The sequence below is a fragment of the Serratia sp. PAMC26656 genome, from assembly GCF_016469055.2.
GTDB classification, from domain to species: domain Bacteria; phylum Pseudomonadota; class Gammaproteobacteria; order Enterobacterales; family Enterobacteriaceae; genus Serratia; species Serratia plymuthica.
The window spans coordinates 1994574-2007202 of the sequence record NZ_CP150486.1 but is presented as its reverse complement, the minus strand read 5'-3'; the positions used below and the strand labels follow the sequence as shown (position 1 = coordinate 2007202).

General features: G+C 56.9%; 12 protein-coding genes. 6 read left to right on the top strand and 6 right to left on the bottom strand.

The window, feature by feature from the left end; all coding sequences use genetic code 11:
• Nucleotides 1–119: 119 nt before the first annotated feature.
• The gene (locus tag JEM67_RS10185) at nt 120–479 is read left to right on the top strand and encodes a hypothetical protein (protein WP_004942932.1); all 360 of its coding nucleotides are present in this window, start codon (nt 120–122) and stop codon (nt 477–479) included.
• A 251-nt stretch (nt 480–730) separates the two neighbouring features.
• Here the strand turns inward: JEM67_RS10185 and JEM67_RS10180 are convergent, their stop codons facing one another.
• From JEM67_RS10180 to JEM67_RS10165, 4 genes are read right to left on the bottom strand one after another with little or no spacing between them, the layout of a single operon-like run.
• A complete protein-coding gene (locus tag JEM67_RS10180; protein ID WP_199637164.1) occupies nt 731–1993 on the bottom strand; it encodes an NAD(P)/FAD-dependent oxidoreductase in 1263 nt (420 codons plus the stop codon).
• Nucleotides 1986–2246, bottom strand: a complete 261-nt coding sequence (locus tag JEM67_RS10175; protein ID WP_013812388.1) for a (2Fe-2S)-binding protein — start codon at nt 2244–2246, stop codon at nt 1986–1988. The genes JEM67_RS10180 and JEM67_RS10175 overlap by 8 nt, the downstream gene beginning before the upstream one ends.
• Entirely contained in the window at nt 2243–3367 is a 1125-nt protein-coding gene (locus JEM67_RS10170) for an NAD(P)/FAD-dependent oxidoreductase (RefSeq protein ID WP_199637162.1), read from the bottom strand. Before JEM67_RS10170 ends, JEM67_RS10175 begins: the two co-directional genes overlap by 4 nt.
• Nucleotides 3367–4314 carry a 4-hydroxyproline epimerase gene (locus JEM67_RS10165; protein WP_199637160.1) on the bottom strand — a complete coding sequence of 316 codons (948 nt, stop codon included), beginning with the start codon at nt 4312–4314 and terminating at the stop codon, nt 3367–3369. Before JEM67_RS10165 ends, JEM67_RS10170 begins: the two co-directional genes overlap by 1 nt.
• 390 nt (nt 4315–4704) lie before the next feature.
• Here JEM67_RS10165 and JEM67_RS10160 point away from each other — a divergent pair, with 390 nt between their 5' ends.
• From JEM67_RS10160 to JEM67_RS10140, 5 genes are all read left to right on the top strand, one after another.
• Complete coding sequence (locus tag JEM67_RS10160; RefSeq protein ID WP_199637158.1) at nt 4705–5550, top strand: AraC family transcriptional regulator; 846 nt, start codon at nt 4705–4707, stop codon at nt 5548–5550.
• Between the two features lie 207 nt (nt 5551–5757).
• Nucleotides 5758–6678, top strand: coding sequence for a dihydrodipicolinate synthase family protein (locus JEM67_RS10155; RefSeq protein WP_199637156.1), 921 nt, complete (start codon nt 5758–5760; stop codon nt 6676–6678).
• A gap of 56 nt (nt 6679–6734) precedes the next feature.
• Complete coding sequence (locus JEM67_RS10150) at nt 6735–8345, top strand: aldehyde dehydrogenase (NADP(+)) (protein WP_199637154.1); 1611 nt, start codon at nt 6735–6737, stop codon at nt 8343–8345.
• A 44-nt stretch (nt 8346–8389) separates the two neighbouring features.
• The gene (locus JEM67_RS10145; RefSeq protein ID WP_199637153.1) at nt 8390–9955 is read left to right on the top strand and encodes an APC family permease; all 1566 of its coding nucleotides are present in this window, start codon (nt 8390–8392) and stop codon (nt 9953–9955) included.
• An 18-nt stretch (nt 9956–9973) separates the two neighbouring features.
• Nucleotides 9974–10987 carry an Ldh family oxidoreductase gene (locus tag JEM67_RS10140; RefSeq protein ID WP_199637151.1) on the top strand — a complete coding sequence of 338 codons (1014 nt, stop codon included), beginning with the start codon at nt 9974–9976 and terminating at the stop codon, nt 10985–10987.
• 44 nt (nt 10988–11031) lie between these two features.
• On the opposite strand, the gene JEM67_RS10135 is transcribed toward JEM67_RS10140, so the two are convergent.
• Entirely contained in the window at nt 11032–11460 is a 429-nt protein-coding gene (locus JEM67_RS10135; protein WP_004942906.1) for a universal stress protein, read from the bottom strand.
• A 178-nt stretch (nt 11461–11638) separates the two neighbouring features.
• On the bottom strand, nt 11639–12355 hold the full coding sequence (locus JEM67_RS10130; RefSeq protein WP_199637149.1) for an autoinducer binding domain-containing protein: 717 nt from the start codon (nt 12353–12355) through the stop codon (nt 11639–11641).
• Nucleotides 12356–12629: the final 274 nt, after the last annotated feature.

The window sequence follows — 12629 nt, the reverse complement described above, 5'->3', positions numbered from 1 at the left end:
ATAAACAATAACTATTATCATTTCCAATTTTAACATCAGTTGATTACACTCCTGCCTTGCGTTGCCTAGGATAATTCTTAGCACGTGTATTTAGGACGACAGAAAGAGTTAGGGAGACCATGAAGACGTATAATTTTTTGATTATTTTGCCATTCTTGACACTGACCGCCTGCACCCAATGGGAAAAACCCGGCGCTGGCAACGCCACCCGCGATGCGGAATATGCCGAATGCAAAGGCAAAGGGTATGAACGTTTTCCGCCAGATATGGTGAGAGATTTTGAGTTTGCCTACGAAAACCAATACAAGAGTTGTAAAAAAGACAAGAAGGATTGCCCAGAAGGCTACCGTTACGAAAAACAGCCCTCGTTCAAAACGGTGCAGAATGATCGCAATGAGGCCGCCCGCTCGGCGACCATTGAAGCCTGCATGTATGGCAAAGGCTGGCACGAGAAAACCTATTACTGGCCACAGTACTAACAAAGCAGGCAACGGGTTCGGCATACCGAACCCTGTCACCCTGCCAGTTATTGATCATCGCCGTGCGGCATGCCAGCCTTAGGTTTAGACTTATTTCTCTCTGGTTTCTTATCCTTTGCAACAGACAGAGCACGGCCAATCAGCCATAACAACAACGGTATCAGCAACAGACATAGTGCCAGCGTAATCAGTGCATTCGTCATCCTTTGCCCACCCGATCTCTCCGGTTACTCTGCCTGAGTGTAGCATGCTTATCCGTCGCTCTCGATGCGGCCCAGCCGGGCCAGCGTTTCTGTTCTGGCCGGCGTCAATGGGATCCGTGGGGCCATCAACGGCCAACCAAAAAGGTGACGTGCCGCCGTCGCGCAAATCTTGCCCTGACAGGCTCCCATGCCGCAGCGGCTGCCCAGCTTGGCCGCCGACCAGCCAGAGAACTCACAGACCTGCCCCAACGGCACATCCTCGCAGCGGCACAACAGCGTGTCGGGCATCGCCAGTGCTTTCAGCGCAGGGTTTAGCATAAAAGCGCGCTCTACCGCTCCAGCGAAATGCCGCCACTTATCACGCTGTACCATTAATACCTGCGCCTGTTCCATATTGCCGGTTGCGACATAACCGGCGATGGCTCCCTCGGCTAGCGCCAACTCACTGCCGCCAACGCCGGTACAGTCTCCGGCGGCATAAATCTGCGGCACACTGGTTTGCTGCCACTCGTCCACAGCGATCCTATGGTTGGAAATGCGGCACCCCAAAAGCATCGCCAGCTCAATATTTGCCACCAGTCCAAAACCGCAGGCCAACCGATCGCAAGGCAGCATCACCACTCGCCTGCCCTGCTGAACCCTCACCGCCTCCAACCGTTGCCCACCTAATGCCGCCAGCACATAGCTGTCAGGGCGATAACGGCGATTTAGCAGGGTCAATGATTGGCGTAGCTTCGTCGGCCAGCGCCACAGTCCGCTGGCGAACCCCGCCAACCGCTGGGCGGAGGCTTGTTCCGCCAGCAACACCACTTCGCCATCGGCTTTGGCAACGCTATCGGCCACCGCCAGCAGCAACGGCCCGCTGCCGGCAATGACCACCCGTTCCCCTTTAATTTGCACCCCCTGCTTTATCTGTGCCTGCAACCCACCGGCACCGGTCACCCCAGGTAACGTCCAGCCGGGAAACGGCAACAGAAGCTCCCGCGCACCGCAACACAAGATCACGCGTTGATAATCGATGAGTCCACTATCCGCCGCGCCCTCATAGAGGATTTGCTGCCGCCCGCAGTGGGCCACGATTTTGACGGCGTTAAGCAACGTCACGTTATTCAGCGCCCCAACGGCCTGCCGATACTGCTGCGCAAGTACCGGCAATATTACTCCCGGCCCATCGCGCCAAATTTGTCCACCTGGGTAAGGGTTATCGTCAAGCATCAGCACCGACCGGCCGCTTCGTGCTGCGGTGCAAGCTGCGGCTAACCCGGCCGGCCCTGCGCCGATAATCAGCACGTCGCATGCGAAGTTACTCATCATTGATCCTCTCAATATGCATCCCAGGCTGACACAGAGTCTGGCACGCCAGCCGCCGCAGACCATTCACCGTGACACGACACTCCTGGCAAATACCCATGCCGCAAAACGGCGCTCGCGGTAACCGACAGATCGAGTAACGGCAGCGATCCTGCCCGCTCAGGTTAAGAGCTGCTGCCACGCTGCAACCCTCCGGCACGCGCAGGCTTTCACCATCAATTGTTAGCATCAGCAAACTCTGTTCTTCGCTCATACCGACAATGCCTCCGCGCTAAACATCCGTGCAGCAAGATAGGGCGTATCGTCAATCGCCGGCCGGTGATTCTGGATCTGCGCCGCAATCAGTGCGGCACTGCCTAACGCAGTCGTCACCCCCAACCCCTCATGCCCCAATGCCAACCATAGCCAGCGATGTTGCGGGTGCGGCCCCAATAGCGGCAAACCATCGGCCGACGCGGCGCGCAGACCTGTCCAGCAGCGGATAATATTCAGTTGCGACAGCGCGGGTAAAAAGGCCTCCGCGCGCATCAGCATTGCCGCCAGCAACGGCAAGTCGATATCGGCGTCGGGTGAATCAAATTGTCGCGAAGAACCAATCAGCAGTTGGCCTGTTGGGCGCGCCTGAACGTTAAATGCCACTGAAGTGCCGTCGCTGGCATGTGCGCTGGCACCATAACCTAATTCAACCAATTGGTGGCGTACCCTCTGCGGATAGCGATCGGTGATCGCCAAGTGCCCTTTTTTGGCTTTCAGCAACGGCTGCGCCAACAACCTATCGGCCTGCAGGCCGCAGGCAAGCACCACTACAGATGCCGTCAGGCGCTTACCGCTGGCCAGCACCACCGCCTGTTCCTCCAACATGACCACCTCGTCAACAATCCCCCTGATTGTCGGCCCGGCATCAACCTGTAACCATCGGGCGACGTTGGGCGCATAGACGATGCCGTCGCCCGGCACCTGCAACCCACCCGCCAGACCGGGCCGCAGCATGGGCTCAAGACGAGCAATCTGCGCAGCACTGAGCGTCTCGCTAAGCACGCCATATTCCGCCATTCGCCGCAGCTTCCGTTCGGCAATAGCCATCTCGTCTTCCCGCTCCGCCAGCCATAACGTGCCGCAACCGCGCCAGGCACAACTCTCCGGCATGCGCTCCAGCACCCCGCGCCACAGTTGCAACGAATAAGCGCTTAAGGCCAATTCAGCGGGATTATCGTCCATACAGACCAGGTGCCCCATGCCTGCTGCCGTCGCACCGGGGCGCTGATTATCCACCAGTAACACCTGATGCCCTTCCTGCGCCAGCCGCCAGGCACAAGCTGCACCGATAATACCGGCGCCCACCACTATCGCCTCCGCGTGCCTGCCGGCGGCCATCAACGTATTCCCCAGGCGAAGGGATCACGCTCATCCAGCAGCAACCGGCTGTCGGCGCAAATGTAAGCTTGCCCGCGAATAAAGGGGATTACGCGATCGCCATTGCGCCGGTAATAGCCGCTGAACTCACTGCCAATCACGCTCGCCTGGCGCCATACCTCATCCGGCGGCAATTTGCCGTCAGCCGCCAGGCAAGCCAACTTGGCACTGGTGCCGGTACCGCAGGGCGAACGGTCATAGGCCTTGCCGGGGCATAGCACGAAGTTACGGCTGTCAGCCTGCAGGTCGGCGGCGAACAGTTCAATATGATCGATAACACCGCCGTCTTCCCCATAAACGCCCGCCAGCTCCAGCGCCTGTCGTACCGCCCAGCAGAAGGCGGTCAGCGCCTCCAGATTTTGCGTAGTAATGGCAAGAGGATGTTCGGCAACCAGGAAAAACCAGTTTCCCCCCCAGGCAATATCCCCCGTCACTACGCCATAGTCCTTCACGTCGACCGCTACCTGTCGGCGATAACGGTAGGCGGGCACGTTTTCCACCGTAACGCTGCCGTCCTGGTGCAGCGTCGCATTGACCGTACCGACAGGGGTTTCAATCAAATGCTCCCCGACGCCGATCCGCCCCAGATAGGCCAACGAGGCAACCAGCCCGATAGTGCCGTGGCCGCACATGCCCAGATAACCGGCATTGTTGAAGAAAATCACCCCGGCGGCAGCCTGCGGTGAACAGGGCTGGCACAGCAATGCCCCTACCAGCACATCATTGCCGCGAGGCTCCAGAATGACGGCGCAGCGCCAGTCGTCATACTGCTGTGCAAACAATGCCTTGCGTTCAGCCATGCTGCCGCTGCCCAGATCGGGGAATCCCTCAATAATCAATCGGGTGGGTTCCCCGCCGGTGTGGGAATCGATTGCCCGCAGTCCGGTGAAATGCGAAGAAAGTGCCATCGGAATCTCCTGGGTTAATGACATGTTACCGATAGCCTTAGCCTGACCGAATACGCCGATGGCGGCTTGATGCATTTCGGCGCGGCAAATGCAGAAATCAGCACAATACCCGCAGCGGCGTTTAACCGACGCCACACAGCTCCGTTTTGAACGCCATAAGAATGACTTATTTATCATTGCGTTATTGATGTGTTATTTCTAAAACTGCGAGGCGGCAGCCGTTTTATTTGCTAAAAACTGATCTGCAAAAAGAAAAAGTATGCGGCAATGCGCATATTTGGCAGCTGCGCTTGAAAAGTTATCAGAAAGTTAATATTGATTAACGGCGCCAAGAATGGCCTGCCCGAACCGCCTCAGGTTCGGTGTCAAACAGCGGGAAAAGGTATTGCTATGCGATTAGCCCATGACCATCAGGTTGTTATTCCTCCCCAGCCCGTTATTGATGAGCAGGAAGATGACGTATTCGCCGTAGAACAACTGTCCCGCCTGTGCGATGGCCTGGCGCAACAGCGCCCCAACAACCTGCACGAATTGCTGAACTCGCTGGCGCTGATCGCCCCGCTGCTCAACGCCATCCCCAACGTGGTGTTCTTTATCAAGGATGCGCAAGCACGTTACCTGTTGGCCAACCTGACGCTGGCCAAGCGCTGTGGGTTTAAAACCGTCATGCCATTGCTGGGAAAAACCTCAGCGGACGTCTTTCCCGCCCAGCTTGGCTCAGGTTACACCGAGCAGGATCTCCGGGTGTTACGCCACGGGGTGCTGATTCAGGATCAGTTGGAAATGCATCTGTATAACGGTCGGGAAACCGGCTGGTGCCTGACGCAAAAACTGGCGCTGTATGACGCGCAGGGCAAAATCATTGGCATGGCGGGCATCTCGCATGACCTGCAGGAGGCCAAAGCCAATCACCCGGCCTTTCAACGGCTGGCGGCCATCGATGTCTATATTCGCCAGCATTACGCCCGGCCGATCGCCCTCGAGGAGTTAACAACGCTCACCGCTCTTTCCGTGGCGCAGATCGAACGCTACTGCAAACGCATTTTTCACCTCACGCCACGCCAGATGATCCATAAGGTTCGGCTGGAAAAAGCGACCGAATTGCTGGCCGGTGATTTACCCATCACCGACATTGCCCTGCAGTGCGGCTATACCGATCACAGCGCTTTCAGCCGTCAGTTCAAGTCGATGACCGGCTTGACCCCTCGCGATTTCCGGCTGACGATAATTCCTTAACCGGCTGATATTACTCCCCCTGCTCTCTTTTCTCTGCGGAAGAACCCTCAGTTTTTTGCCGCCCGATGATCTGCGTTACTGTGCCAATTTCGTCGTGGCATTCGGCGAAAACCGTCAAGCCCCTGCGAACAATACAGGTCAATCTGTGGTTGAATTTCACCAATAGTTCACCATCGATTAACAAACTTGGACGACAGGATAAACACTATGAGTCATAAAGCCATTAAATGGAGCGGCGTGTTCCCGGCGGTCAGCACCCAGTTCCGCAGTGATTTCTCTCTGGATCTCGACGCCACTCATACGGTGATCAAAAACCTGGTCAAGGACGGCGTTTCAGGTCTGGTGGTGTGCGGCACCGTCGGCGAAAACACGTCATTGACGGTACAGGAAAAGCTGTCAGTCATTGAGGTAGCGCGAGATGCGGCCCAAGGCCAGGTACCGGTGCTCGCCGGCATCGCCGAATTCACTACCGCCTTTACGCGCAATATGGCACGCGAAGCGCAAAAAGTGGGTGTCGACGGCATTATGGTGATGCCTGCACTGGTTTACTCCGCCAAACCCCACGAAACCGCCGCGCACTTTCGCAGCGTCGCCACCGCCACCGATCTGCCGATCATGGTCTACAACAACCCACCCATTTACAAAAACGACGTAACGCCCGACATCCTGACCTCGCTGGTCGACTGCGAAAATATCGTGTGTTTCAAAGACTCCTCCGGCGACACCCGCCGCTTCATCGATCTACGCAACGAGGTTGGCGATCGTTTTGTCCTTTTCGCCGGGCTGGATGACGTGGTGCTGGAAAGCATCGCCGTCGGGGCCGAAGGTTGGATATCCGGGATGTCCAACGCCTTCCCACGTGAGGGAGAAACGCTGTTCCGCCTGGCGAAGCAAAAACGCTTCGAAGAAGCGTTGTCGCTATACCGCTGGTTTATGCCGCTGCTGCACCTCGATGCGCGGCCGGATCTGGTGCAGTGCATCAAGCTGTGTGAAGAACTGGTGGGGCGCGGTAGCGCAGTGACCCGTCCTCCGCGCCTGGCGTTGCAAGGCGATACCTTGGCGGAAGTCACGGCAGTGATCAAAAAAGCGCTGGCAAACCGCCCCGAACTGCCGGATGTCGGCCTGTAATCGCCAGCTTCGCCCGGCCGTCTGCCGGGCACTCTCATTTTCCTGACGGGGGATACATGCCCAACATCTATACCATCAGCGGCCAACAGTTTATCGGCGGTGAACGCCGGGCCAGCGGAGAAGCTACGTTGGTCAGCCTGCGTGCCGATAACGGCCAGCCAACCGGTCACCGCTTCCATCAGGCCACCGCCGCTGAAGCCGCAGCCGCAGCCGAGGCCGCCGCGCAGGCCTTCACCGCATATTCGCACATCGGCGCCGAGCGCCGGGCGGCGTTTCTTGATGCCATTGCCGATCAGTTGGACGCGCTGGAGGAGGATTTCTTCGCGTTCGCCATGCAGGAAACCGCCCTGCCATTGGTTCGCCTGAGCGGTGAGCGCGCCAGAACCAGCGGTCAGATGCGGTTATTCGCCACTCTGTTGCGTCGCGGTGATATGCACGGCGCACGCATAGACTGCGCCCTGCCGCAGCGAACACCATTACCGCGCCCGGATCTGCGGCAGTATCGCACCGCTATCGGCCCGGTAGCGGTGTTCGGCGCCAGCAACTTTCCGCTGGCGTTCTCCACCGCTGGCGGTGACACGGCGGCCGCGCTGGCTGCGGGTTGCCCGGTCGTGTTCAAGGCGCACAGCGGTCATATGATCACCGCAGAACTGACCGCGCAGGCGATTGAACAGGCCCGAGTGCAGCTGCAAATCCCGGCAGGGGTGTTCAACATGATTTACGGCGATCGCATCGGCGCAGAGCTGGTGCAACACCCGACAATTCAGGCGGTGGGCTTTACCGGCTCACTCCGGGGTGGCAGAGCCCTGTTCGATCTGGCCATGCGCCGCCCGCAGCCTATTCCGGTGTTCGCCGAAATGTCGAGCATTAACCCGCTGATCGTGATGCCCCAGGCTCTGGCCCGACGTGGGCAGAAAATCGCTCAGGAACTGGTTGCCTCATTCACCCTGGGGTGTGGCCAGTTCTGCACCAAGCCAGGGTTGATTCTCGGCCTACAGAGTGCAGCATTCAGCCAGCTGATTAACGAGTTAAACACCCAGATAAATGCTGCCGCACCCCAGCCAATGCTGAATGCCGACACGCTGACGCATTACCGTAATGGATTAAAAACACTCGATGAGGTGCCGGGCATTCGCCATCTGGCCGGCACCCGCGAGCAGCAGCCGTACCTTGCCGCACCGCAACTGTATCAGACCGACGTCAACCTGTTGCTGAGCGGCAACCCTTTGCTGCAGGAGGAAGTTTTTGGTCCAGTGGCGATCCTGGTGGCAGTGGAAGACAACCGTCAACTGGCCGCCGTGCTGGAAAGCCTGCAAGGGCAACTGACCGCCACCCTGCTGGCGGAGGAAGATGATCACGCCGACGCGTCACCGCTGGCCCAATTGCTGACTCGCAAGGCCGGGCGGGTACTGTTCAACGGGTATCCCACCGGAGTAGAAGTCTGTGACGCCATGGTGCACAGCGGCCCTTATCCGGCAACCAGCGATGCACGCGGCACGTCGGTAGGCACGCTGGCCATCGAACGTTTCCTGCGCCCGGTCTGCCTGCAGAATTACCCCGCGGCGTTACTGCCTCCGCCGTTGCAAGACAGCAACCCACTTGGCCTGTTGCGGCTGGTTAACGGCATTTATACCCGGGATCCCATTACCTTATCTGCCAATGACTAGCCAGGCCGTATCTGCATGCCATCAAATAACAAAAGGGTAACCCTATGACAACCCAAGGCAAATTCAAGAAGCAGCTTACGCTCACCGATCTGACGTTTATTGGTCTGGGCGCTATATTTGGTTCCGGCTGGCTGTTCGCCGCCAGCCACGTCTCCTCCATTGCCGGCCCGGCGGGCATCTACTCCTGGCTTATCGGCGGCCTGGCCGTTTTACTGCTCGGCATTGTTTATTGCGAACTGGGTGCGGCGCTGCCGCGCGCCGGCGGCATCATCCGTTATCCGGTATTTTCCCACGGCGAGCTGATGGGCTATCTGTTGGGATTTATCACCCTGATCGCCTTCTCCAGTCTGATATCGATTGAGATCGTCGCCGCCCGCCAGTATGCCGCCGCCTGGTTTCCCTTTTTGAGCCAACCCGGCTCCGGCGACCCGACGCTATTCGGCTGGGGGGTACAGCTAGTGCTGTTGTGTTTCTTCTTCGCCCTTAACTACTACAGCGTCAAAACCTTTGCTAAATCCAATAACCTGATCAGCGTGATTAAATTCATGGTGCCGTTGTTGGTGATCGTGGTGCTGTTCAACTTCTTCAAACCCGAAAATCTGTACAGCCAAGGTTTTGCACCCTTTGGTTCCGCCGGGGTGGAAGCAGCCATTTCGGCGGGCGGGATTATCTTCGCGTACCTCGGTCTGACGCCGATTATCTCGGTCGCCAGCGAGGTGCAAAACCCGCAGCGTACGATTCCCATCGCTCTGCTCCTGTCGGTGGTGTTGTCCACCATCATCTACGTGCTGTTGCAGGTGGCTTTCCTCGGTAGCATTCCCGGTGAAATGCTTAGCGGTGGCTGGGCTGACATCAGCCAGCAATTCTCACTGCCTTATCGCGATATCGCCATCACGCTGGGCATGGGCTGGCTGGCGTTCCTGGTGGTGAGCGATGCGATTATCTCGCCAAGCGGCACCGGCAATATCTATATGAACGCCACGCCACGCGTGATCTACGGTTGGGCGCGCGCCGGGACCTTCTTTAAAATCTTTACCCGCGTCGACGGGGCGTCCGGCATTCCACGCCCCGCGCTGTGGCTGACCTTTGGTCTGTCGATCTTCTGGACGCTGCCCTTCCCCTCTTGGGAGAAGCTGATCGGCGTAGTATCCGCCGCGCTGGTACTGAGTTACGCCATTGCGCCCGTCACTGCCGCCGGCCTGCGGCGTAATGCGCCGGACCTGCATCGCCCGTTCTTCGTGAGGGGCTTTTGCGTGCTCGGCCCGGTGTCATTCATCATCTCGGCACTTATCGTCTACTGGTCCGGCTGGAACACCGTTTCCTGGCTGCTTGGCTTGCAGATCCTGATGTTCGTGGTCTATATCCTGTTCAAAAACAAGGTGCCCACCCATGCCGTCAGCCTGCGGCAGCAGATTTGGTCCTCACTGTGGCTGATCGGTTTCTACGCGCTGATTATTGTGGCGTCTTATCTCGGTAGCTTTGGCGGTATCAACGCCATCGGCCACCCGTGGGATACCCTTACGGTGGCAGTCATTGCGCTGGTGATTTATTACTGGGGTGCCTATACCTGTTTGCCCAAGGCGAATTTCGACGGTGATGAAGAAGAGTAGCCGCAAAGGAGAAATCTCATGACGCAAACCCAGACTCTGTCGCTGAACGAGGCCTATCATCTCGCGCTGCGCGCACTGCGCAGCAACGGTTTCAGCACTGAACATGCAGATGCCGTCGCACAAAATGTGACCACCGGTGAACGTGATGGCTGCGCCTCGCACGGCCTGTACCGGGTGCTTGGCTGCGTGCACTCGCTACTGGCCGGCAAGGTGTCTGCCGACGCCGTTCCTGTGCTTATCGACAGCGCTCCGGCGATCCTGCGGGTGGACGCCAACGACGGCTTTTCACTGCTGGCTTATCGCCGCGCACTCCCAGCTTTTGTCGACAAAGTGCGCGCTAACGGCATAGCGGCATTGGCCATTAACCACTGTGTGCATTTTTCCGCCCTGTGGGCCGATATTGAACCCTTAACCGAGCAAGGGCTGGTGGCGTTGGCCTGCACACCCAGCCATGCCTGGGTTACCCCCGCCGGGGGAACCCGTCCGTTGTTCGGCACCAACCCTATCGCCTTTGGCTGGCCGCGCCCGCAACGCCCGCCCTTTATTTTTGATATGGCCACCAGCGCCGCGGCACGTGGCGAAATCGAGCTGCACCGCCGCGCCGGCACACCGCTGCCGGAGGGATGGGGCATCGATGAGCAAGGGCAACCCTCAACCGATCCGGCCAGCGTGTTGCAGGGTGCGATGCTGACCTTTGGCGGCCATAAGGGTTCTGCGCTGGCCGCAATGGTTGAACTGCTCGCCGGGCCGTTGATTGGCGATATGACCAGTAAGGAATCACTGGCCTACGATCGGCAGACCGGTTCCTCCCCTTACGGCGGCGAATTGATTATCGCCATGGATCCTGATCGTTTTATGGGGGCCGACAACGCGGTTCACTTTGCCAGAGCGGAAGCCTTGTTCGCCGATATGTCCGGACAAGGGGCACGTATTCCGGGGGAACGACGTTTTCAGATGCGGCAATACAGCGAGCAGCACGGCGTTACCTTGCCGCTGGCGCTGTATGAGGAAATTGTGGCTCTGTGCCACTAAATGATACAGGCCCGCAAACTGCACTGCGGGCCTGATTTAACGAATTATCTGACTACCATGACCGAGATATTGGCGTGACGCACAATCGCCGCGGCGTTAGATCCCAGCAAGTAGGTTTTCACGCTCGGCCGGCGCGAACCGATGATGATCAAATCCGCTTTGATTTCCTCAGCCAATTCCAGCACCTGATCGCGCGGGGAGCCAAAGCTGATGGTGTAATCCAGACGCTCCAGTGGAATATCAATTTCCGACATGATTTTCTTGAGCTTATCGACCGCTTTTACTTCCGCCTGATTCTCAAACTCCTTGATGCCAAACGAATAGGCGGTAACGAACGCCGAGGCATCCGGCAACGCGTGGAAGAAATGCACTTTGGCTCCGGAAATTTTCGCTAGGTACTCGACATTCTTCAACGCATGCTCTGTCAGCAGATCTTCTTCAATATCTATCGGCACTAGTATGGTCTTGTACATATTACATCCCTTCTATGTAAACCTTGGTGCCTACAGGGTACTGCCGGGAGAATGGTGCGTGAACCGCTTTCTCGTGCTTTTGTGATCGCCGGTAACTCCTGGCTGGGATAATTGACTATTTAACAAAATATAAACATAGCGAGGTTAACAGCTAGTCGATTAATTATTGCAACATCAGTTAAATGAGTTGCAAATACACCGCTTTCGCCGTGGCGGCAGTTTTATTGGCCACTGACAATTTTTTAATCGAATTACCGATATGAAAATTCACCGTTCTTTCACTCAGCCCCATAAGCATGGCAATTTCCTCTGAGGTTTTGCCTTCGCTGCACCAGCGTAAAATATCCTTTTCACGCAACGTCAGCACGTCTTTGATCGCCTCGTCGTTCACCGATATTAATGCTTCGCGCAACGTTTTATGGGTAATCTGCGCCAACCACAGGAAAAAGGTTTCGTTACGCGCACCGGCCTCCGGCGACTGCTCAGGAATTTTTTTGCCGGCAAAGGTGAGAATGCCCAACCGACCGTAGCAGTCCTTGATTGACTGTGACCAACCTTCACGGATACCGAACTGTGCCATACGCCACCACAGTTCCGGTTTATCTTGATAGAATTCTTCGTCCCAATGAAACTGCAGCGTGGAATGATGGGCCTGATCGATAACCGGGTCCTGCAAATACACCCGCAGCTTGCGGTAGTCCTCCAGGTATTCTGCAGGATAATTTCCCTCTATCAGCATTTTTGGTCGGCTGGCCGGATAGCAAGAAAACACGGTATAGGAATAGTATTCAAAGCCCAAAGCCTGGGCGCAGAAATCCAGGCGGCGTAAAAAAAGTTCGCGGTCTTGCACGTTGCCGAGTAAAGCGTCCATCAAAGGCTGAATACGGGTGTCCATAAAGCACGTTCTCCAGAAAGCGGGGCCGGGCAATCGATAAGTGACATTAACTATAGTGGGGGCATTCAGGCTACAACAGCCGTTTGATAGAATAAAAAATACGATGGCTATAACAAAAGAAGCTATGGTCATCCGAATGCTAATAAATAGCGCTTTTAACGCTGACTAATAACCGGAATTACGCGAATACCATAACCGCCTATTATTGTAAACCTGTCAGTTTTACCGTTAGACAGTCATCTCGCCACCCATTACCTTCGCCATAGGCACCCAG